Annotated in this window: 28 protein-coding genes and 1 pseudogene; 21 read left to right on the forward strand and 8 right to left on the reverse strand. The window is 34.9% G+C overall.

What is annotated here, in order from left to right; translation table 11 throughout:
* Positions 1–81 precede the first annotated feature (81 nt).
* Together GQ45_RS03665 and GQ45_RS03670 are read left to right on the forward strand one after the other, a co-directional pair.
* Positions 82–975: a DnaJ C-terminal domain-containing protein gene (locus tag GQ45_RS03665; protein WP_047415202.1), complete on the forward strand. Its 894-nt coding sequence runs from the start codon at positions 82–84 to the stop codon at positions 973–975.
* Positions 975–1,271: a chaperone modulator CbpM gene (locus GQ45_RS03670; RefSeq protein WP_047415204.1), complete on the forward strand. Its 297-nt coding sequence runs from the start codon at positions 975–977 to the stop codon at positions 1,269–1,271. Before GQ45_RS03665 ends, GQ45_RS03670 begins: the two co-directional genes overlap by 1 nt.
* A gap of 100 nt (positions 1,272–1,371) precedes the next feature.
* Here the strand turns inward: GQ45_RS03670 and GQ45_RS18345 are convergent.
* The 4 genes and pseudogenes from GQ45_RS18345 to GQ45_RS03685 all read right to left on the reverse strand — a co-directional run.
* Positions 1,372–1,602: pseudogene (locus GQ45_RS18345) on the reverse strand (EamA family transporter); the annotation flags it as partial.
* Between the two features lie 21 nt (positions 1,603–1,623).
* Positions 1,624–2,280 carry a DMT family transporter gene (locus GQ45_RS03675; RefSeq protein ID WP_369798267.1) on the reverse strand — a complete coding sequence of 219 codons (657 nt, stop codon included), beginning with the start codon at positions 2,278–2,280 and terminating at the stop codon, positions 1,624–1,626.
* A gap of 197 nt (positions 2,281–2,477) precedes the next feature.
* Entirely contained in the window at positions 2,478–3,572 is a 1,095-nt protein-coding gene (ychF, locus tag GQ45_RS03680; RefSeq protein WP_047415206.1) for a redox-regulated ATPase YchF, read from the reverse strand.
* Between the two features lie 153 nt (positions 3,573–3,725).
* Complete coding sequence (locus tag GQ45_RS03685; protein ID WP_047419997.1) at positions 3,726–4,079, reverse strand: 4Fe-4S dicluster domain-containing protein; 354 nt, start codon at positions 4,077–4,079, stop codon at positions 3,726–3,728.
* 87 nt (positions 4,080–4,166) lie between these two features.
* Between GQ45_RS03685 and GQ45_RS03690 the strand changes: the two genes are divergently transcribed.
* The 6 genes from GQ45_RS03690 to GQ45_RS03715 all read left to right on the forward strand — a co-directional run bounded on the left by GQ45_RS03690 (position 4,167) and on the right by GQ45_RS03715 (position 9,307).
* Positions 4,167–5,234, forward strand: a complete 1,068-nt coding sequence (locus GQ45_RS03690; RefSeq protein ID WP_047415207.1) for an acyl-CoA reductase — start codon at positions 4,167–4,169, stop codon at positions 5,232–5,234.
* Between the two features lie 70 nt (positions 5,235–5,304).
* Positions 5,305–6,372, forward strand: a complete 1,068-nt coding sequence (gene serC, locus GQ45_RS03695) for a 3-phosphoserine/phosphohydroxythreonine transaminase (RefSeq protein WP_047415209.1) — start codon at positions 5,305–5,307, stop codon at positions 6,370–6,372.
* A 217-nt stretch (positions 6,373–6,589) separates the two neighbouring features.
* Positions 6,590–7,540, forward strand: a complete 951-nt coding sequence (locus GQ45_RS03700) for a D-2-hydroxyacid dehydrogenase (RefSeq protein ID WP_047415212.1) — start codon at positions 6,590–6,592, stop codon at positions 7,538–7,540.
* A 72-nt stretch (positions 7,541–7,612) separates the two neighbouring features.
* Positions 7,613–8,248 (forward strand): DUF937 domain-containing protein, encoded by a 636-nt coding sequence (locus GQ45_RS03705; RefSeq protein ID WP_047415214.1) that lies wholly within the window; start codon positions 7,613–7,615, stop codon positions 8,246–8,248.
* Between the two features lie 102 nt (positions 8,249–8,350).
* The gene (locus GQ45_RS03710) at positions 8,351–8,809 is read left to right on the forward strand and encodes a DUF6146 family protein (RefSeq protein WP_047419999.1); all 459 of its coding nucleotides are present in this window, start codon (positions 8,351–8,353) and stop codon (positions 8,807–8,809) included.
* Between the two features lie 180 nt (positions 8,810–8,989).
* Positions 8,990–9,307: a DUF6787 family protein gene (locus GQ45_RS03715; RefSeq protein WP_047415216.1), complete on the forward strand. Its 318-nt coding sequence runs from the start codon at positions 8,990–8,992 to the stop codon at positions 9,305–9,307.
* Between the two features lie 85 nt (positions 9,308–9,392).
* Here GQ45_RS03715 and GQ45_RS03720 read toward each other — a convergent pair whose 3' ends face one another.
* On the reverse strand, positions 9,393–9,701 hold the full coding sequence (locus GQ45_RS03720; protein ID WP_047415218.1) for a hypothetical protein: 309 nt from the start codon (positions 9,699–9,701) through the stop codon (positions 9,393–9,395).
* A 256-nt stretch (positions 9,702–9,957) separates the two neighbouring features.
* Positions 9,958–10,557, reverse strand: coding sequence for a GTP cyclohydrolase I FolE (gene folE, locus GQ45_RS03725; protein ID WP_047415220.1), 600 nt, complete (start codon positions 10,555–10,557; stop codon positions 9,958–9,960).
* A gap of 271 nt (positions 10,558–10,828) precedes the next feature.
* Between folE and GQ45_RS03730 the strand changes: the two genes are divergently transcribed.
* From GQ45_RS03730 to GQ45_RS03790, 13 genes are all read left to right on the forward strand, one after another.
* Positions 10,829–11,497, forward strand: a complete 669-nt coding sequence (locus GQ45_RS03730) for an ABC transporter ATP-binding protein (RefSeq protein WP_047415222.1) — start codon at positions 10,829–10,831, stop codon at positions 11,495–11,497.
* Positions 11,494–12,054 (forward strand): CPBP family intramembrane glutamic endopeptidase, encoded by a 561-nt coding sequence (locus GQ45_RS03735; RefSeq protein WP_052188111.1) that lies wholly within the window; start codon positions 11,494–11,496, stop codon positions 12,052–12,054. Before GQ45_RS03730 ends, GQ45_RS03735 begins: the two co-directional genes overlap by 4 nt.
* Positions 12,051–12,815 (forward strand): TIGR02757 family protein, encoded by a 765-nt coding sequence (locus GQ45_RS03740; RefSeq protein ID WP_047415224.1) that lies wholly within the window; start codon positions 12,051–12,053, stop codon positions 12,813–12,815. Before GQ45_RS03735 ends, GQ45_RS03740 begins: the two co-directional genes overlap by 4 nt.
* Positions 12,816–12,880: 65 nt before the next feature.
* On the forward strand, positions 12,881–13,150 hold the full coding sequence (locus GQ45_RS03745) for a hypothetical protein (protein WP_047415226.1): 270 nt from the start codon (positions 12,881–12,883) through the stop codon (positions 13,148–13,150).
* A gap of 36 nt (positions 13,151–13,186) precedes the next feature.
* Positions 13,187–13,627: a hypothetical protein gene (locus tag GQ45_RS03750; protein ID WP_047415228.1), complete on the forward strand. Its 441-nt coding sequence runs from the start codon at positions 13,187–13,189 to the stop codon at positions 13,625–13,627.
* A 4-nt stretch (positions 13,628–13,631) separates the two neighbouring features.
* Positions 13,632–14,321 carry an SGNH/GDSL hydrolase family protein gene (locus GQ45_RS03755; RefSeq protein ID WP_047415230.1) on the forward strand — a complete coding sequence of 230 codons (690 nt, stop codon included), beginning with the start codon at positions 13,632–13,634 and terminating at the stop codon, positions 14,319–14,321.
* A 19-nt stretch (positions 14,322–14,340) separates the two neighbouring features.
* Positions 14,341–15,348 carry a glycosyltransferase family 2 protein gene (locus tag GQ45_RS03760; protein WP_047415232.1) on the forward strand — a complete coding sequence of 336 codons (1,008 nt, stop codon included), beginning with the start codon at positions 14,341–14,343 and terminating at the stop codon, positions 15,346–15,348.
* A gap of 39 nt (positions 15,349–15,387) precedes the next feature.
* On the forward strand, positions 15,388–15,738 hold the full coding sequence (locus GQ45_RS03765; RefSeq protein WP_047415234.1) for a GIY-YIG nuclease family protein: 351 nt from the start codon (positions 15,388–15,390) through the stop codon (positions 15,736–15,738).
* Positions 15,739–15,908: 170 nt separating this feature from the next.
* The gene (locus tag GQ45_RS03770; protein ID WP_047420002.1) at positions 15,909–17,825 is read left to right on the forward strand and encodes a BatA domain-containing protein; all 1,917 of its coding nucleotides are present in this window, start codon (positions 15,909–15,911) and stop codon (positions 17,823–17,825) included.
* The gene (locus GQ45_RS03775) at positions 17,822–19,075 is read left to right on the forward strand and encodes a dihydroorotase family protein (RefSeq protein ID WP_047415236.1); all 1,254 of its coding nucleotides are present in this window, start codon (positions 17,822–17,824) and stop codon (positions 19,073–19,075) included. Before GQ45_RS03770 ends, GQ45_RS03775 begins: the two co-directional genes overlap by 4 nt.
* A gap of 50 nt (positions 19,076–19,125) precedes the next feature.
* Positions 19,126–19,449: a hypothetical protein gene (locus GQ45_RS03780; protein WP_047415238.1), complete on the forward strand. Its 324-nt coding sequence runs from the start codon at positions 19,126–19,128 to the stop codon at positions 19,447–19,449.
* 83 nt (positions 19,450–19,532) lie between these two features.
* On the forward strand, positions 19,533–19,850 hold the full coding sequence (locus GQ45_RS03785) for a hypothetical protein (RefSeq protein ID WP_047415240.1): 318 nt from the start codon (positions 19,533–19,535) through the stop codon (positions 19,848–19,850).
* 64 nt (positions 19,851–19,914) lie between these two features.
* Entirely contained in the window at positions 19,915–20,580 is a 666-nt protein-coding gene (locus GQ45_RS03790; RefSeq protein WP_047415242.1) for an alpha/beta hydrolase, read from the forward strand.
* A gap of 126 nt (positions 20,581–20,706) precedes the next feature.
* Here the strand turns inward: GQ45_RS03790 and GQ45_RS03795 are convergent, their stop codons facing one another.
* Both GQ45_RS03795 and GQ45_RS03800 read right to left on the reverse strand, forming a co-directional pair.
* The gene (locus GQ45_RS03795; protein WP_047415244.1) at positions 20,707–21,201 is read right to left on the reverse strand and encodes a hypothetical protein; all 495 of its coding nucleotides are present in this window, start codon (positions 21,199–21,201) and stop codon (positions 20,707–20,709) included.
* A 26-nt stretch (positions 21,202–21,227) separates the two neighbouring features.
* Positions 21,228–21,992: an MBL fold metallo-hydrolase gene (locus tag GQ45_RS03800; RefSeq protein WP_047415246.1), complete on the reverse strand. Its 765-nt coding sequence runs from the start codon at positions 21,990–21,992 to the stop codon at positions 21,228–21,230.
* Between the last annotated feature and the right edge of the window lie 75 nt (positions 21,993–22,067).

Below are 22,067 nucleotides of genomic sequence, written 5' to 3' on the forward strand. Positions count from 1 at the left end.
TTTCTAAAAAATATATGATTTTAAGCATTTTTTAGCCGTATTAAAAATCTTAACTTAGGGGTTCATTTAAATAAACTTTATATGGAGTTTGTAGATTACTATCAAATTTTAGGGCTAGACAAAAAGGCAAAAGCTGCTGAAATCAAAAATGCCTATCGAAAAATGGCTCGTAAATACCACCCAGATTTAAACCCCAATGACGAAAAAGCCAAAGAAAGGTTTCAGCAAATTAATGAAGCTAATGAAGTATTGAGCGATCCTGAAAAACGTAAAAAATACGATAAGTTCGGAAAAGACTGGCAACATGCCGATGTCTTTGAAAATGCTGAGAGGCAGCAACGATCACGTCAAAACCAACCCAACTATGGGTCTCAGGGATCAAATGAACGTGATTTTTCTGATTTTTTTGAATCTATGTTTGGCGGGCAACAATCTAGAACTGGTGGTCAACGAACTACTCAGTTTAAAGGGCAAGACTTTAATGCCACTTTGAGTTTAAATTTTAAGGATATTTTAAAAACCCAAAAGCAAGTCATTGATCTTGGCTCAAAAAAAATTAGGATTACGATCCCTGCTGGGGTTGAAAACGGTCAAACCATAAAAATTAAAGGGCAAGGAGGCGAAGGACTTCAAGGAGGTCCCAAGGGTGATTTATACCTTACTTTTAAGGTAAGTGAAGACCCCATTTATAAACGCTTAGGGAGCGATTTGTATAAAACGGAGGAAATTAGCTTATACGATGCTATTTTAGGGAAAGAAGTGGTGTTTGAAACCATCAATGGAAAAATAAAAGTGACTATTAGCCCAGAAACTCAAAGCGATAAGAAGATAAAAATTAAAGGAAAGGGACTTCCCGTTTATAAAAAAGAGGGCGTTTTTGGTGATTTATACATCACTCTAAAAATTAAAAATCCAGAAAATTTATCGGAAGAAGAGAAAAAACTATTTGTTGAACTTTCTAAATTGAGAAACTAATGACTACTGAAAATTATATTTTAGTGCAGTTATATTGCACTCAAACAAAAATAGAACATAGTTTTATTGCCAATCTAAACGAGTATGGCTTTATCAGCTTAACAACGATTGATAATGAAAGCTATATTTTAGAGGAAGAAATCACCGAAGTAGAACGAATTCGCCGCTTACATTACGATTTAGGTATTAATTTAGAAGGCATTGATGCCCTGAACAATTTAATGCAGAAAATTGCTGATTTAGAAAAGGAGAATAGGGTTTTGAAACAAAAGTTATTGTTGTTTGAAGGTGATTAGTGTGACAATTTGAAAATATGTTCCTTTAAAAATAAGGTTTGCTGAGCCAATAGGAAGTCATAATGCACTAATTTGAAGGAGAAAATCTAAATATCTCAACTTAATTCAAAGTCTTTTTCCCTTTTAAAGAAACTAAGGTAACCCCTAATATCACGATACACATGCCCAGAACTTGAAGTGAGGTAATCCGTTCATCTAAAAAGATAAATGCCAAGATAATAGTGGCCACAGGTCCTAAACTTCCAAAAATAGAAAAAGTAGATGCTCCTAGTCGTTCTATGGCGGCTGATACTAAAAATGAAGGAATCAAGGTGCAAAATATAGCCATCGATAGCCCTAAGAGATAAACTTCTTAAGGGTACTGAAACAAATCATAATTTCCTTGCCATAGAAAGTGAATAGATACTGCGATTGTAGAAACGATCATGGCATAGGAAGTGAATTGTATCATTCCAAATTTGGGGATTAACCAGCCGCTTCCGACAAGATACGATGCATAGGTAACTGCGCTAAAAAAAATTAAAACACCCCCTAATAATACCTCTTCACCCTGCAGGCCAATTTCATCCCAAAAAGCAATAAAAACACCGATGTAAGTGACAAATATAGCTATGGATTGATTCTTAGTCAATTTCTTTTTAAAGAACACCCAAGAAAGTAAGACTACAATCGTCGGGTAAATAAATAAAATAATGCGCTCCAAGCCTGCTTTTAGGTATTGCAAACCCATAAAATCGAACAAACTAGCCATATAATAGCCAATACACCCGAAGAAAATCAACCACAGCCAATCCTTTTTGGTAATGGCCTTGGGTACAGATGGTTTTGTCCAGAAGACAATGGCTACATAAAACGGAAAAGAGAAAACCATTCTAAATAACAACAAGGTTAAATAGTCTACCTGATATTGGTACGCTAGTTTTACAATGACAGCTTTTGCGGAGAAAAGAATCACACCAAAAATAGCACAAATAACCCCAAAACTTGCTGCGGATGATTTTCTGAACAAATTATTTATTTAATTGTTATGCGTTAGTCGTTAGTAAATAGTTTTTGAAGTAGTATTTAATTTGAAAATATGTTGATTTGAAATGATATATCAATAAAAAAATCCAATCATCTAAATTTCTGACTATCCATAAAGCATTAAAGTTCCCCGCTTGTACTGAGCGTAGTCGAAGTATTGGGAGTTAGGGGGCTTCGATTCTATACATTAAATCTAAAGTGCATTACATCGCCGTCTTTTACAATGTACTCCTTACCTTCCACGCGCATTTTACCTGCTTCTTTGACTTTGGTTTCACTTCCAAATGAAACATAATCGTTATAAGCGATTACTTCAGCACGAATAAAACCTTTTTCAAAATCGGTATGGATGACACCCGCAGCTTGCGGCGCTGTTGCTCCTACTGGGATGGTCCATGCACGTACTTCTTTTACACCTGCCGTAAAATACGTTTCTAGGTTTAGTAATTTATACGCACCGCGAATTAGTTTTCCAGAACCTGGCTCTGTCAACCCCAGATCTTCAAGAAACATTTTGCGTTCTTCATAGGTCTCCAATTCTGTAATATCAGCCTCAGTTCCTACCGCTAAAAAGATAACCTCAGCATTTTCGTTGGCCACATTTGCTTTTACCTTATCCACATAAGCGTTACCATTTACAGCTGATTCTTCATCAACATTACATACGTACATGACAGGCTTATCAGTAATAAATTGTAAAGGATGCACAAACTCCTTGCGGTCTTCTTTTGTTATTTCGATGGCTCTAATGGATATCCCAGCCTCTAAGCCTTTTTTTATAGCCAATAGTACCGCTTCTTCTTTTTGCGCTTCTTTGTTGCCTGTTTTAGCTGCTCTTTTTACTTTTTCAAGCTTTTTATCTACAGTTTCTAAATCTTTCAACTGCAATTCCATATCAATAGTTTCCTTATCGCGAATAGGATCTACAGAACCATCTACATGAATAATATTGTCATTATCAAAACAGCGCAACACATGCAAAATAGCATCGGTTTCACGAATATTACCTAAAAACTGATTTCCTAAACCCTCGCCTTTACTAGCACCTTTTACCAAACCAGCAATATCAACAATCTCAACAGTAGCGGGTAATACGCGCTCAGGGTTTACCAATTCTTCTAGTTTTTGCAATCTAGCATCTGGAACGTTTACCACACCTATATTAGGTTCTATAGTACAAAAAGGAAAATTTGCGCTTTGTGCTTTTGCATTTGATAAACAATTAAATAAAGTGGATTTTCCCACGTTTGGTAAGCCTACGATTCCTGCTTTCATTACTAGCTGTTTTTTTCAGTTCCCTTATCTAAGGAAATCTTTTTTATTTGCGAGTGCAAATATAGTTTTACTCTTACTAATATAAGTGGCTTTTAAACAAATATAATCCTGAGCCTAAGCTCAGGATTATATTTTTACAGCGAATAAAAATTATTATCCGTTTGGATGCATAAATTTTTGCTTTCCTGAAAGTGTTTCTTCCGATTCTACATGACTATCATCAGGCACACAACAATCTACCGGACAAACAGCTGCACATTGAGGTTCTTCGTGAAAACCTATACATTCTGTACATTTATCTGGCGAAATATAATAAATCTCGTCACTAATGGGTTCTTGCACGACATCAGCATCAACTTCTTTACCATTAGGTAATACAATTTTTCCTTTCAAAGAGGTGCCATCGCTATAGCGCCATTCGTCTGCGCCTTCGTATATTGCTGTATTCGGGCACTCTGGTTCACAGGCACCGCAATTAATACATTCGTCTGTTATTATAATTGCCATAATTTTCTTTTTCTTTTGTGCTGAATTTAATTCAGTATCAATACTTTTGTGCAAAGGTAAAACCTAATACAATCCTATACAAATATAATGACAGACCTTACAACAAGAATAGAAGCTTTTGTTAAATTGGGTAGTTTTTTTAAAGATTTTTGCAATTCGGCAGATAAAATTGAGAATACCCTAGTCCATAAAAGAGCTATTTTTAATGAGTTTGAAGAAAAAATAAGTTTAGCAAAACATAAAAATGGATGGTTTAACCGGGAAAACATTTTATTTAGCTTGGCCTCTTGGGCCAAAGTTTTGAATCAAGAACAGCTTCAAAATTGGATCGCTCCTTATTATTTTATGCCAAAAGGTGAGGCTAAAAGCATTGCTTTAATCATGGCGGGTAATATCCCCTTGGTTGGATTTCATGATTTTCTTTCGGTATTAATAACAGGACATAAGGCCGTAGTGAAACTATCTTCAAACGATACCGTATTATTACCTTTTGTGGCTGACATGTTAATAAAATTTGAACCAAGTTTTAATGATGCCATTTTTTTTAAGGAAGGTAAATTACCCGGTTTTGATATGGTAATTGCCACTGGCAGCAACAATACGGCGCGTTATTTTGAACATTATTTTAAAGGCAAACCACACATTATTCGAAAAAATAGAAATTCGGTTGCTGTTTTAACAGGAACGGAATCTCCAGAACAATTAAAGGCTTTAGGTGAAGACATTTTCCGGTATTACGGCTTAGGATGTCGAAGTGTGTCTAAACTCATGGTCCCCAAGAATTATGACTTCGACGCTTTTTTTAAGGCTATCTATGAGTATCATCCGATCGTAGAGCAAGTAAAATATGCTAATAATTACGATTATAATAAAGCTGTGTACTTAATGAGTGAATTTAAATTATTAGATAATGGCTTCCTTATATTGAAAGAAGACAAAAGCTATGCCTCACCCATCGCATCCCTTTGTTATGAGAAATATGAAGACCTAGATGCTGCGCTAATTCACTTACAGTCTGATGAAGAAAAAATACAATGTATTGTGGCTAGCGGTGTGGTAAAAAATGAAATACCCTTTGGAAAAACACAAGTACCTAATTTAAATGATTATGCAGATGGTGTTGATACGATTGACTTCTTATTGAAAAACTCTTAGAATTTTAGTCAGATTGCCCTTAAAATCCCCTAAAAATTAAGACCTTTGCAACTTTAAAAAAGTAAATCAAATGAAAAAACATAATTTTAGTGCTGGCCCATGTATTTTGCCCCAAGAAGTTTTATTAAAAGCTTCAGAAGCGGTTCAAGATTTTAATGGTATGGGATTATCACTAATCGAAATATCGCACAGAAGTAAAGAATTTGTAAGCGTCTTAGAAAAAGCAAGAGCTCTGGCCTTAGAGCTTTTAGATCTTGAAAACAAAGGCTACCAGGCTTTATACCTCTCTGGAGGGGCTAGTATGGAGTTTGTTCGTGTGGCTTACAATCTTCTTGAAAATAAAGGAGGCTATTTAAATACAGGTACTTGGAGTAATAACGCCATAAAGGAAGCCAAAATTTTCGGTGAAGTGGTTGAAGTGGCCTCTTCTAAAGCAGAGAATTTTAATCATATTCCAAAAATGTATGGCATCCCGAACGATTTAGATTACCTACACGTGACCTCGAATAACACTATTTTTGGAACACAAATGAAAAGTTTTCCAAATACAAAAGTGCCACTGGTTTGTGATATGAGTTCTGATATTTTCTCGAGAGTCATTGACTTTTCTCAGTTTGATTTAATTTATGCAGGGGCACAAAAAAATATGGGTCCTGCAGGAACTACCCTTGTCATTGTCAAAGAAGCGCTTTTAGGGAAGGTAAGCCGTCAAATACCGAAAATATTAGATTACAGCGCTTATATTAATGCAAAAGACACCATGTACAATACGCCTTGCGTTTTTGCTATCTACGTTTCTATGTTAAACTTAGAGTGGTTAAAGAAATTGGGGGGGATTAAAGCCATAGAGGAAATCAATGAGAAAAAGGCACAATTGATCTATTCTGAAATAGATTTAAATCCTGTTTTTCAAGGTTTTGCTAAAAAAGAAGATAGATCAATCATGAACGCTACCTTTACCCTTACCGATGAAAAATTAAAAGATTCTTTTGACGCCTTATGGAAGGAGGCTGGAATTAGTGGAATTAACGGACACCGTTCTGTCGGTGGTTATAGAGCCTCTATGTATAATGCACTGCCAATAGATAGTGTTGGCGTTTTAGTGGATGTTATGAGTGAGATGGAACGAAAAGGGTAACTAAATGTTAAGTTTTAAGTGCTAATGGATAGATGTGATTTATGAAGAAATCATCCTATCCCGAGTAACAAATCAAGAACACCTAAAATATCTTACGTACGCGACGTAAATAACTAAAAAAATGTTGATTGTTATTCGTTGTTAGGGTTTGGAAATAGGCTTACTTTTTTAACCTAACCACCAACACTCATCAACCAAAAACCAACAAAGAAAAAATATGAGAATATTAGCAAACGATGGCATTTCACAAGTCGGCATTGAAAAATTAAAACAAAACGGATTTGAAGTTTTATCGGTACATGTGGCCCAAGAACAATTAGCAAATTACATCAATCAACACAACATTGAAGTTCTTTTGGTTCGCAGTGCAACCGAAGTAAGAAAAGAGATTATAGACGCTTGTCCTGGCTTAAAACTAATTGGTCGCGGTGGTGTTGGTTTGGATAATATTGATGTTCAATATGCAGAACAAAAAGGAATTCCTGTCATTAACACGCCTGAAGCATCCTCAGACTCAGTCGCTGAGTTGGTTTTTGCGCATTTATATGGAGGTGTACGTTTTTTATACGATGCCAACCGAAACATGCCATTAGATGGGGATAGTAAGTTTAAAGAATTAAAAAAAGGATACGCCAAAGGAACAGAATTAAGGGGAAAAACCTTGGGTATCGTCGGGTTTGGAAAAATAGGACAAGCCACGGCAAAAATTGCTCTTGGTATAGGCATGAAGGTGTTATACCACGATGTTGAAGTAGCTAGTAAAACCTTGACTTTATCTTTTTTTGACGAACAATCCTTATCCTTTACATTGCAAAACAGCCCAAAGCAAGAGGTTTTAAAAAATTCAGATTTTATATCCTTGCATGTACCCCAACAAAAGCAGTATATCTTAGGTAAAAGTGATATGGACTTAATGAAAGATGGGGTTGGAATTATCAATGCAGCCCGTGGTGGAGTTTTAGATGAGGTGGCCTTAGTCAACGCCCTTGAATCAGGTAAAGTAGCTTTTGCAGGCCTCGATGTATATGAATCAGAGCCAAACCCTGAAATCAGGATTTTAATGCATCCAAACATATCGTTAACACCGCATATTGGCGCTGCCACACTAGAGGCTCAGGAAAGAATAGGTTTAGAGTTAGCGACAACAATTATTCAACTGTTAAAATAAGGTTTCTAAATTCAAAGTAATTTTACTTCTTTTTTGTACCTTGAAATACTATTATAAACCAAAACTATATAAATGTCAGGATTATTAGATTTATTGAACAGCCCAACGGGTAAACAATTAATTAGCGGCGTTGCTGGTCAAACAGGTCAGTCCGAAGGTAAAACAAGTGAAGTATTAAGCATGGCAATGCCTTTAATTTTAGGGGCGATGAAAAAAAATGTAGCTTCCCCACAAGGAGCGCAAGGTTTGATGAGTGCTTTACAGGGAAATAAGCACGATGGAAGTATTTTAGATAATTTAGGCGGCTTATTTGGAGGTGGTGTTGATGATAGCGTCATGAAAGACGGTGCCGGAATTCTTGGACATGTTTTTGGCAATAAACAAGCGAATGTAGAGAATGCATTAAGTCAAAAATCTGGGATTGATACAGGAGCTATTGCCGATATTTTAAAAATTGCAGCTCCTATTGTCATGGGCTTTTTAAGCAAGCAAACTGCTCAAAGTAATGTCAACGACGCGGGTGGTATGAATACACTCTTAGGAAGCATGTTAGGTGGGCAACCACAACAAAACCAAAGTCTTATTACCACTTTATTAGATGCTGATGGCGACGGTAGTATTTTAGATGATGTAGCTGGCATGGTCATGGGCACCACTAAGAAGAAAGGTGGTTTAGGTGGTTTACTTGGAGGCCTATTTGGCAAATAAGCTTTTTTGAAATTAAAACAGAAGTCGAACATATGTTCGGCTTTTTTTGTACCTTATAATTTCATAACAGTTCTTCAAAATATGGAGCTTAAATTTTTTATAATGAAAAAAAACTTGGTTTATTCAGCAGTTGTTTGGCTATGCTTAGTAATGGTAAATTACAGTTGCTCTAGTTCAAAAAATAAAATACAGCCCACCGATGACGAAAAAATTGCTTTTAATGAAACCAAAGGCGACACGATAAGGATTGCTAATGAAGAAACAACCTATGAAATAATCATTATTGAACCCGGTTTTAACTTTTGGCTCCAAAGTGTTGCACGACCCGAAGGCTTTTATTCCCAAAGTTATTTAGAAAGTAGAAATAATATTTGGGTTATAGAATGGAATCAACGTGTGTTACAACCACAACGCTATGACCCAAATTTATATGAGCTTAGCATCAATTATGAGTATAATACAGATTATGGCTACGAAGTAAATTATAAATTATATAATTACTTTATTTACTTTCAAAGAAAGTACAATCAGCGACTTGGTACTTTTTATCCTCGTATATAAACCCTGTTTATTTTTACTTTTCTATATATTCTAAGCTTTGGGGATTCGTTTCATACAAAGCCCTGCCAGCTACAAGAAGAAAAAAGGCAAAAATCAAGTAGAAAATAATAGGAATTTAGCCCCTCGAATAGGTTTTATTGACTTCAAGAATTATATCTTTGCAAACCATTAAAAGCTGGTATGGAGAAATTAAAAGAGCGTTGGGGTATTGAATCTAATTTTAGCATTCTAGTGATTTTACTAGTTTTTGCCATTACTGGTAGCTCATCGTTAAAGATTGCCAGACCATTATTAGAATATATAGGCTTTACGAGAGACCTATTTGGTCAAGAATGGTATTTTTCGGTATTTTATTGGACCATTCGTATTCTTGTGATTTTCCCCATTTACCAAGTGTTACTGGTATTTTTTGGTTGGCTTTTCGGTCAGTTTAGATTTTTCTGGAATATGGAAAAACAAATGTTATCTAGAATAGGCCTGGGTTTTTTGTTTAAATAAGTTAACCCAAGCTATTTGGCCTTCCTCAAAAAGAACCATGTAGTGAACCTAAGTTCTGGACCCTATTCACCTTTTTTAGTTTTATTTACTTAACCCGAATGATTTTATCTTTTCCTGATGTCTTTAAAACATAGGTATATACCCACATTAAGGTAAATGAAGGTATAACATCTAGGCCCGGAACTAACTCTTCTATAAAAGTAACAATCCCAGCAACCTGACCTATTTTTCCTTTATAAAGGCGTGTCATCAACCAGCCAGAAATTGGTGCCCAAATGAGGTCTGAAAATTCTCCAATGCCTGGTATAGCAAAGGATAACATGCCTAGTGCATCGAATAATAATCCTAAAAACAGGTTTCTTAATTTATGATCTTTGTTTTTTGTGCTTGTCATGCTGTACAATGAAGTAATTTAGAATTTTTATGGGCAGGTGAAAATTAGACATTTTTTTGCTTATTTAAAAACTTCTAGTAGCTGTATAGCTTTGCTGCGACAATAAAAATTATACGAATAAGGTCAATTTAAAGCGTGTATCGTACATCTTAAATGAGCTCAAAACCAAATTCTGGAGCGTAATTACAGAGTTAAGTCCAAAAAAAAATCTCAAGCAAAAGTGTTGAGATTTTTTTATCATTAGGAAACTCCAAGACTAAGAAAGCCTAGAACTTACTAATTTTAAAAATTCATTTCGAGTTTCTTGCTTTTCAAACTGCCCTCTGAATCCTGAGGTTGTCGTTACAGAGTTTTGTTTTTGAACTCCACGCATCATCATACACATATGCGAAGCTTCTATCACCACTGCTACCCCTTTAGGCTTCAAGGTTGTATTGATGCACTCCAAAATATCATGTGTTAAACGCTCTTGAACTTGTAATCTTCTTGCAAAAACATCAACCACACGCGGAATTTTACTTAGCCCTACAATATGTCCGTTTGGGATATAGGCAATATGTGCTTTGCCGAAAAAAGGCAACATGTGATGTTCGCACAACGAATACAGTTCAATATCCTTTATGATCACCATATCATCGTAATCTTCTTTAAACATGGCTCCTTTGAGTATTTCTACTGGATCTTGTTGGTACCCTTGTGTTAAAAACATCATGGCTTTTGAAGCTCTTTCCGGGGTTTTTAACAAGCCTTCTCTTGTAACATCCTCTCCTATCTCGCTAATTATACTAGAATAATTACCTTTTACTTCATCCCTAATTTCAATATTGTATTCTTCAAATTTTCTATATGGCGCCATGTATTTTTCTTTTTATTTAAATTCTGTACCTATCTAAGTATCTTAAAATTGTTTTGTTTATTCTTTATTAATTATTGTTGAACAAAAATACAGAAGATTTTCGCAAATTAAATTAAAAATTCTATAAAAGTTTAAAAAATAAAATTTAAACCTAGCCTACAATGCTGCTTGGCTTAGTAGTAAGTAAAAATTAAAACTTACAAGAACGCCGCTAAATTTACATTTTGCTATGTCTTTGGTAATATGTAATTTCAGCATTTTAATTGAAAAAATGATTGAGGCTAAAAATATTGAAAAATTTTACGGGGATTTAAAGGTCTTGAAAGGGGTTGATCTTCATATCAAACAAGGGGAAGTAGTTTCGATTGTAGGGCCATCTGGGGCCGGAAAAACTACGCTTTTACAAATATTAGGTACTCTTGATCAACAATCGAATAAAAAAGAAAGTCAATTATTCATTAAGGATACTGATGTTACTTTATTATCAGATAAAGACATAGCGAAATTTAGAAATGAACATATTGGTTTTATTTTTCAATTTCACCAATTACTCCCTGAGTTCTCCGCATTAGAAAATGTTTGCATTCCAGCCTTTATTAAGAAAACATCCAAAACTGAAGCTGAAAAAAGAGCTAAAGAATTACTCGACTTTTTAGGCTTATCGCATCGCTATCATCATAAACCTAGTGAACTTTCTGGTGGGGAACAACAACGCGTTGCAGTTGCAAGGGCTTTGGTGAATAACCCAGCTGTTATTTTTGCGGATGAACCGAGTGGAAATCTAGATACCGAAAGTGCTGATAATTTACATCAACTTTTTTTTAAACTTCGGGATGAATTTGGGCAGACCTTTGTTATCGTTACACATAATGAAGAATTAGCAGATATGGCTGATCGCAAACTGACTATGGTTGATGGTCGTATGATCGATGCCCTATGATCAACGAAATTTGGAGTTACTTTAAAAACCCTACCTATACTCGCTATACAGGCCTAAAGCTGCAGGAAAAAGCAATTATTTTCTATAAAATTTTAATTTTAGCCGTAAGTTCCAGTTTTATTCTAGGACTAGCTATGGGTGGCGTTACTTCTTTATTAAAGATTGATTTAGGTGCGCATAGTGTTGACGAAATGCTGGCTAAGTATTCTATTTTTTTAGTCTTTTTACTGGGGGTTATTATAGCTCCTGTAGTCGAAGAATTGCTGTTTAGAGCGCCTTTAGCCTTATTTAAGAAAAGCACTTATTTTAAATTTGCTTTTTATGCTTCTGTCCTTATATTTGGTGCTGTACATTTGTCTAATTTTGAACTTTTCACAGAATACCTTTGGCTCGCTCCCCTACTCGTTGCTCCGCAAATTTCTGCTGGTATATTTTTAGGCTTTATTAGAGTTAAATTAGGACTTCGATGGTCGTTTTTATTGCATGCCGGTCATAATGCCATTTTATTTTTACCACTACTCCTAGTTACCTTATTTGGAGAAACCGCTACTTCATGAAAAAAGCAGAATTAAAATTATTTTTAGATGAAAAAGTGGTGCAATACAACCACCCTAGTTTTTTAGAAAGTGACCCCATACAAATACCGCATAGGTTTACTAAAAAAGAAGATATAGAAATCAGTGCTTTTTTAACTGCAACCATTGCCTGGGGTAATAGAAAAAGTATAATAGCGAACGCTCAAAAAATGATGTCGCTCTTAGAAGAGTCGCCCTATGATTTTATCATGAATCATCAGGTGGGTGATTTAGCACGTTTCGATACCTTTGTCCATAGAACCTTTAACGGTGAAGATGCTTCATTTTTTATTAAAAGTTTAAAAAATATCTACACAAACCACAAAGGCTTAGAAACTGCTTTCAAGGCTCATATTCAGAACAACAGCACCCAACCTGCTATCTCTGGATTTAAAGAAACTTTTTTTAAAATTCCCCATCCTAAAAGAACAACAAAACACGTTTCGGACCCTTTAAAAGGCTCGGCGGCCAAACGTATAAACATGTTTTTACGATGGATGGTACGTGACGACAGTACCGGTGTTGACTTTGGCATATGGAGAAGCATTTCTCCTGCTGCTTTATCTTGCCCACTAGATGTACATTCTGGAAATGTCGCTAGAAAATTAAAATTATTGAAACGGAAACAAAATGATGCTAAAGCACTAGCGGAACTTGATACTACCCTGCGTGCCTTAGATCCGTTAGATCCTGTAAAGTACGACTTCGCTTTGTTTGGTTTAGGAGTTTTTGAGAAGTTCTAGACTTTTAATTAGCAACTGATGTAACGCGTATAACGACTTTGAGACTAATAATGTAAACTTTTACCATGAGTGGCGCTGGACACATGCTTTATGCTATTAAAACTTTGAAAGCAAATCGGGAGCTTTTAAAGAAAAGAACGCTGCGTAATAAAAAAGATTATAAAAGGAAAGTTGAACGTAAAAAACTAATTTTTAAAACGGCAACTCCCGAACAAATGATCGCTACAAAAAGAAAAATAAAAACCTACAAACAAGAAGAATTCAGAATCACTATGATCGCTTTAATTGTGACTATTTTAATATTATTTCTGCTATTTTGGACTATGAAACCTTAATATTGTAGTATTTTGGTCTAAAATAATAATTTTTCTATGGGCTTAAAAACTTTAACTCTAATACACGCTGCCCTTGTTTTTGGTTTGGTGGCTTTTGGTGCCGTCAGCTACTTTTATGGCGTAGGTTTTGTAGGCCAGTTTGAGGTCACTGGTGATCTGTTTATCTACCTTATTCCGATTCTAGCGATGCTCGGGTATTTCGGCAGTAAAATAATTTTCAAAAACCGATTAGCAGCTATCGAAGCATCTGATACCCTTAGCTCCAAACTTAGTCACTACCAATCAGCTTCAATCGTTAAATATGCCTTCATCGAAGGACCGGCTATCTTGGCTTTTTTTATTTTTATGGGTAATGGGTATACGCTCTATTTTAGTATCGCCGTTTGTTTAGTTTTTTATCTAGCGGTACAAAGACCAACGAAAGATAAGCTGATACAAGATTTGAACTTGAGCACCAAAGAACAACGCGAACTTTAGCCCAATGAAAAAACTATTTTTAAAAATTTCAAGTCTCTTTTTAATGATGACAGCAACAGTCCAAAGTCAAGATTGGCCCAATTTTGAGCGTTTTAGCGCTGACAATAAAAAAATAGGCTTGCCGACCGAGAATGAAAAAAGAGTAGTTTTTATGGGAAATTCTATTACCCAGGGTTGGATAGCATATGGAAACCCAAAGCTTTTTAAAGAAAATCCATACATCAATAGAGGTATCAGTGGGCAAACAACCCCACAAATGTTAGTTCGTTTTAGAGCTGATGTTATTGCCTTAAAACCAAAAGCAGTAGTTATTTTAGCAGGAATTAATGATATCGCAGGCAATACCGGCCCATCAAGCCTAGAAATGATTCAAGATAATTTAATTTCGATGGTTCAATTAGCACAAGCAAACAATATTAAGGTAATTTTATCCTCTATTCTACCAGCGAATAAATTTAATTGGCGACCCGAAGTATATCCTGCCGAACAGGTCATTAAAATGAATGCCTTTATAAAAAAATATGCTGAAGAAAATAACTGCATTTATATAGACTATTACACCCCTATGGTTGATGATAAAAAGGGTTTAAAAGTTGCATATTCAGAAGACGGTGTGCATCCAAACAAAAAAGGGTATGCCATTATGACGCCCCTAGTACAAGAAGCTATTGATAAAGCACTTAAAGGCAATTAAATAAAGTTATAGTTTAGGTATGCAAAACCCTTTAGTCAGTATAATAATACCATTTAAAAATACCGAAGACTATATTCTATCCTGCTTTACATCGATCTTAGAACAAAGCTATTTTAATTTTGAAGTTGTAGCAGTTAACGATCATTCGACAGATACTAGTGCAGAGATTGTTCATAGCATCACCACTCAAGATACGCGATGTAAACTGTTTGATGCTAAAAAATCAGGAATCATTAGTGCATTGCAACTAGGCTATTCAAAGGCTTCGGGAACTTTGATTACCAGAATGGATTCTGATGATATCATGACACCTCACAAATTACAAGTGATGGTTGATGCGCTTATACAGCACGGAACTGGACATATCGCTATTGGTCAGGTACAGTATTTTGCCAAAAACGGAATTAATGAGGGCTATGCGAACTACGAAAAATGGCTTAACAGCTTAACAGAAAAAGGAACAAATTATAGCGATATTTATGTGGAATGCGTGATCCCTTCGCCATGCTGGATGGTCTATAAAACAGATTTTGACCGCTGTGATGGCTTTAATCTTACTACCTATCCAGAAGACTATGATTTGGCCTTTAGATTTTACGAACACGGTTTAAAATGTATACCTTGTTCTGAAGTTTTGCACTTATGGCGCGATTATAGCAACAGAACTTCAAGAACAAGTGAACACTATGCTGAAAATTACTTTTTAAATTTAAAATTGTTCTATTTTCTTAAATTAGACCATCAAAGTGATAAAAAATTAGTGATTTGGGGCGCTGGAAAAAAAGGAAAAAAAATAGCCCAATTACTTATTGAAAAAAAAGTAAAATTCGATTGGGTCTGCGACAATAATAAGAAAATAGGAAAGCATATTTACAACGTAGAAATGCAATCATACGAAACAATACATAGTACCAAGCTATCGCAAATCATAGTGACCGTAGCCAATAAAAAAGAGCAAAAAAACATTAAAACCTACTTACAAAAAGAGCAAAAAATTGCCAACACAGACTATTTTTTTTTCTGTTGAACTGTTGCTCACACAAAACAAAACAATTATACGTATATCATGTCTAAAAAGCAATACCGGGTTTATGTTATAGAATTATCGAAACGTGTTTTTACACAAAACACCAAATTTCGCTTGGCAAATCCTCAATTTAATGGTGTTTTAGAGTGTTTGTATGTCGGTATGACCTCGAAAACACCTAAAGAACGCTTTGAACAGCACAAAACTGGTTACATCAATAAAAAGGGACATAAACTTTCTTCAGCCATTGTTAATACCTATGGCAGCTATTTACGACCAAGTTTATATAACCATATACCGGCCATGAACACCAGAGAAGAAGCCTTAGCTATGGAGCAGCAGCTAGCTTTAGAATTGCGCAGGAAAAGATATGCCGTTTGGTTCAATTAAATTTTAGATCTATTCGTTTTCTATCTTATATTTTATGATCCAAAAAGCCAACGGAGCAAAACACCAGAGGGGTCTGCTTAAGGTATCTCTTTAAAAAACCTTTTTTGGTCCCTGATACCATGTCGTACAGCATACAATTTTTAAGTATATTTGCGAAACAAAACAGCGGAATGCAATTTAAACATCCAGAAATTCTTTGGGCTTTACTACTACTATTAATTCCTGTTATTGTTCATCTTTTTCAATTAAGACGCTTTAAAAAAACACCGTTTACCAATGTAAAAATGTTGCAAAAAGTGGTCGCAGAATCACAAAAAAGCAAATCTTTAAAAAAGTGGCTTTTACTAGTCACAAGACTTTTTTTATTTAGCGCTTTAATCCTAGCGTTTGCACAACCTTTTTTTGCAAATAAATCCGCGCTACAAGAAAAAGAAACTGTTATTTACCTGGACAATTCTTTTAGCATGCAGGCCAAGAAAGGAAATACCTCTTTGCTGGAGAATGCAATTCAAGAAGTGCTGAAAAATGTACCATCAGACCAAAAAATAAGTCTTTTTACAAACAATCATACGTTTAAAAAAACGACGTTTAAGGCTATTCAAAATGATTTTTTATCCTTAAGCTATTCAGCTGATCAGCTTTCATCTAGTGAAATTGAATTGAAAGCAAAAACCCTATTTAGTAAAAACCAAAACACCCAAAAAGACTTAATTGTTATTTCTGATTTTCAAAAACAGGAGGATACTGGTGTTTTTCCGGAGAGTTCAAATCTTCAAGTACACCTTGTAAAGCAAATGGCTGACGAACTTTTAAACGTAGCTATTGATAGTGTTTACATCCAAAAAGAAAAGGGTGATAGCGTAGAAATTAACGTCCTCCTATCTACCAATGAAGGTTTAGAAAATACGCCAATAGCAATTTATGATGCTGATAAGCTTATGGCAAAAACTGCTGCGGTATTTGATAAGAATAAAAAGGCCTTGGTTAGTTTCTCATTACCTGCCAATGAAACTATTTTAGGACGTATAACGCTTTCTGATGTTGGGCTTGATTATGACAATCAATTTTATTTTACATTGAATAAAAAAGATAAGATTAAAGTTTTTGTTATCGGTGAAGAAGCTACATTTTTAGAAAAAATTTACACTGATGATGAATTTGAGTTTGAAAGTACTGCATTAAAAAATTTAAATTACAGTAGCATTGAAAACCAAAATTTAATTGTCCTAAACGGTTTAGAGGCTATTCCAGAGCCCTTAATACAGGCTTTAGTTTCTTTCTCGAGAAATAAAGGAACTATTACTGTTATTCCGAATGTAACAAGTAACATCGATTCGTATAATTCTTTTTTGAAAAACTTTAATACCACACTAGGTCAATTTATTAATTTTAATCAGGAAATCACTAGTATAAATTTTAACCATCCTTTATATGCCAACGTCTTTGATAACAAGGTGACTAATTTTCAATACCCGAGCACCACACATTATTGGCTCATAAAGACTAAGACCTCTTCGATACTATCGTTTGCCAACGGAAGCCCTTTCTTAGCGGGCGAAAAAGGATTTTATATGTTCTCCGCTTCATTAGATCGTGAAAAGAGTACCTTTAAAAATTCGCCCTTAATTGTCCCCACTTTTTATAAAATGGGTTTTGAGAGCTTAGAACAGCAGCAGCTATATACTCGAATTGGAACAAATATGTCTTTAGATATTCCAGTGCAATTAGCGAAAGATGCTATTTTAAAAGTTGCTAAAAATGACTTTGAGTTTATCCCACAGCAACAGCCTTACGCCAATAAAGTAGTGTTGAATTTCAGCGAAAATCCTAAAGAAGATGGTAATTATCAAATAAAAAATAAAGAAAATATCGTTAAACATATCAGTTTTAATTATCCAAGAACGGAAAGTGATCTAATTTTTATAGCTGATAACACCCTGAATGGCCAAACAAATCAAACATCAATATCAACTTTATTTGAAAACTTAGAAAAAGACAATACGATACGTGAGCTATGGAAATGGTTTATTATTTTAGCAGTGCTATTCGCTTTCATTGAAATTGGTATTCAAAAATATTTTAAATGAACATACTTTTAAAAGCGGCCAAAATAATCGATGCCTCTAACCCTGAACTTCATCTTAAAAAAAGAGATGTTTTTATTAAAAATGGTGTCATTGAAGCTATTGCTGTTCACCTAGAGCCAGAAAATCAGACAAAAATAATTCAGTTAGATCATCTACATATCTCTATTGGATGGTTTGATAGTAGCGTATCGTTTGGTGAACCTGGTCACGAAGAAAGAGAAACTATTGAAAACGGACTTTTAACGGCAGGAAAAAGTGGTTTTACAGATTTAATTCTGAATCCCAATACGAATCCACTACCCGACTCTAGCGCTGATATTGTTTTTCTAAAAAGGACTTCGGAAGGGAAAGCGACCAAACTACACCCCTTAGGGGCTTTAACCGTAAAATCTAACGGAGAAGCATTAGCAGAACTTTTTGACATGCAAAATGCTGGAGCGGTTGGCTTTAGTGATTTTAAACGGCCCATAAATAATAGTAATCTACTAAAAATTGCCCTGCAATATGCACAAGGGTTCGCTGCTTTAGTGTATTCATTTCCTATGGACACTCAAATTGCGGGAAAAGGCATTGTGAACGAGGAAAAAACCACTACTTCATTAGGCTTAAAAGGGATTCCTGCCTTAGCTGAAGAGTTACAAATTGCAAGAGATTTGTTTATTTTAGCCTATACCGGCGGAAAATTACACATCCCTACAATTTCTACAGCTAATGCCGTGAAACAAATTGCTAGCGCTAAGAAAAAAGGATTAGATGTTAGCTGTAGTGTGGCCATTCATAACCTATATTTTACAGATAATCGCTTAGAAGATTTTGATACAAATTTTAAGCTTATGCCTCCACTTCGCACTACAAGCGACACGAAAGCCTTACTTAAAGGTTTAAAAGAGGGCATCATAGATTTTGTAACGAGCGACCATTTGCCGCTAGATACGGAAGAAAAAATTATAGAATTTGACAATGCAGGTTACGGAACCATTGGTTTAGAAACTGCCTTCGGAATCTTAAATCAGCTTTTTGATTTAGAAACTACGATTATGCTGTTAACCAAAGGAAGAGAGCGCTATGGATTAACAAGGCCAAAATTAGCTAAAGGAGAAAAGGCCTGCCTAACCTTATTTAATCCTGAACCGGACCATGTATTTAGGAAAGAAAATATATTATCAACGAGTAAGAATAGTGCCTTTATAGGAGAAAAGTTAAAAGGAAAAGTTTATGGTATCATTTCTAATAATGAACTGTTATTTTAACTACTTTTAGCTTATATTTTTATAAAATAATAACCTTAAACCTTTATACCATGGAGCAATCGACTAGAGAAGCAGGAAAAACAATGGCTATCATTAGCTATATTTGGTTCATTGGCTTACTCATAGCTTATTTCTCCAATCAGGGAGCCAGTAAAAATGAATTTGTAAGTTTTCATGTGGGCCAATCCTTAAGAGTTTGGATACTTTATATCATCCTTGTCGTTGGCGGATCGTTGTTAGTCATGATCACAGGTATTGGGGTTTTTGATTATTTACCTTATCTAGGCTGGGTTTTGGCCATATTGGGTATCGTTAATGCGATGAATCTTAAAGAAGAAAAACTTCCTATTATTGGCACCGTAGGAGAAAAATAATTGGGATGACCATGCAAAAAAGGCTTCAAAATATTTGAAGCCTTTTTTTTGTGCATTTGCTGTAGTAATCCTAAATTTGAAGTATGGATAAACAAGACAAAAAAATAGCTATTATTTCCTATTTTACGATTATTGGTGCCGTTATTGCCATCAGTATGAATAACGAACCCAAGCATGATTTTGCCAGGTTTCATACACGTCAAGCCTTTGGTCTTCATATACTTTTTCACGCTTTTGCCTTGTTTTTAAGTCAATGGTTTAACCAATATGCCTGGTATGGACTTTATGTATTTTATTTGATTCTTTGGGGTTACGGTTTCACTGGTGCCCTCAATTATAAAAAACAAGAAATGCCTATTGTAGGCCCACTTTTTCAAAAATGGTTTACGTTTATTCAATAGTTTGGCTTTATCCCTATTATTGCTTTATTAAATCACTACTTCACCTATTTACTATTTCAAAAAAATGCAAACAAAAAATTTATCACTATATCATATCATAAAACCTTCAGCTTTAAAAAATAAGCCAATTCCCGTACTTTTTATGCTTCACGGCTATGGCAGTGATGAAAATGATTTGTTTTCGTTTGCGAGTGAATTACCTGAAAATCTTTGTGTCATCTCAATCAGAGCACCTTACGCCATGCAACCATTTGGAAATGCGTGGTATGCTATAAATTTTGATGCTGAAAAAGGAAAATGGAGTGATGATGAACAAGCAAAAATTTCAAGAGATAAAATAGCTTCGTTTATTACCGAGGCTTGTGAAGCTTATGGCTTAGACCCTACTAATGTAACTTTATTGGGTTTTAGTCAGGGTACTATATTGAGCTATGCAGTGGCTTTATCCTATCCTGAAAAAGTGAATGCCGTCATTGCACTTAGCGGTTATATCAATGAACATATTTTAGTAGAAGGGTATACCTCGAATGACTTTAGAAATTTAAACTTTTATTGCTCTCATGGTTCCGTAGACCAAGTAATCCCCTCAGCCTGGGCAGCAAAAGCACCTGATTTTCTAAACAAATTAGGTATAAAAAATACCTATGAAGAGTTCCCAGTTGGGCATGGAGTTGCCCCACAAAACTTTTTAGCCCTTAAAAAATGGCTTTTACATCATGTAAAAATGTAAGTTTAGCGCAAGTTCGTGATACATTGAAATAAAATATACCTATTTCAAGGATTGGAAAACTTGCTTATAAAGCCCTAAACGCTTACTCTTTTGTATGCTCTAGGTCATTTAGTAGGTGAATAGCGCCTAATTACTTCTGGTATACAACAAATGGTCATGTAACGAAAAATCAACGCTTAAATCATCCTTAAGTTCGTACTTTATCAATAGTTCACCCCAGTATTGTCCGTCTGAAAAATCGGTTAAAATCCATTTGTGGTTTAATATTTTAATTTTATTAATTTTAAAATCTCCATCCGTGCCTTCGTAGGGCACTAATGGATTATCGCCTTTACTTTCATTGGTTTCTAATAATTTATCTGCAATGTACCTCGAAACATTTTGAATATTTAGATGCTCATAATACGCCAAGGCATCGTCATTATTCTCTAAAGAAAAATATTCAATCTCTAACATTTTTAAATGCAATTTCTGAATAGAGTCTTTAAGTGCCACTTTTTCGACTTCTAAAGCTTGAATTTTACTAGACGTATCTTTTACCATCGTATCTGCGCTTACAAATTGATACAAAGCGATTAGGGCTGCAAAAACAAAGAGGTATAAAAATATTTTACTTTTCATAGGTACTTATTTTGTTCGGTTACTAATTAAACGGTAATTGTTAAATTATCATATGCCAAATACACATTTTTAGGCAACTTTTTTTGAACCTCGTCATGAAAGCCCAAATAATGACTTATATGCGTAAAATAGGCCTTCTCCGGATTAATTAGTTTTACGAAAGCTAAAGCCTCCTCCAAATTAAAATGCGAATGGTGGGGTTCTTCTCTAAGAGCGTTAACGACCAAGACCTTAACTCCCTTGAGCTTACTGATCTCTTGAGGAGCCACTGTTTTTACATCGGTCAAGTAGGCAAAATTTTTGAATCTATAACCAAATACCTGTAACCTATTGTGGTTAACCTCAATCGGAACCACTAGGGTATCTCCTAATTTTATAGAGTTATTATTTTTTACTTCATGAATTTGAACAGAAGGAGCGCCAGGGTACCTGTTTTCATCAGCGAAAATATAATCGAACCTTACTTTTAAGGCGTCAATTACTCGTTTGTGAGCGTAGATAGGAATATCACCTTGTCTAAAAAAATAAGGCCGTATATCATCAATACCAGCGGTATGGTCTGAGTGTTCGTGTGTAAAAAGAATCCCGTCTAATTTGGTAATGGGATTTTTTAGCATTTGTTGCCTAAAATCAGGACCACAATCAATTACAAAATTATAGTTTTCCCACGAAATCAAAACAGATACTCGAAGTCTTTTATCCTTGCTATTCTCACTTAAACAAACAGGATGTTTACTTCCAATTACTGGAATTCCTTGTGATGTTCCTGTTCCTAAAAAAGTAATTTTCACTAGTTCTCCTTTTTACTTCAAATTTATAACATTATTTATTTATTAGCTTGTGCATTCTTACTAACTTTGCTGCAA

It is taken from the genome of Cellulophaga sp. Hel_I_12, from assembly GCF_000799565.1.
In the GTDB taxonomy this organism is placed as follows: domain Bacteria; phylum Bacteroidota; class Bacteroidia; order Flavobacteriales; family Flavobacteriaceae; genus Cellulophaga.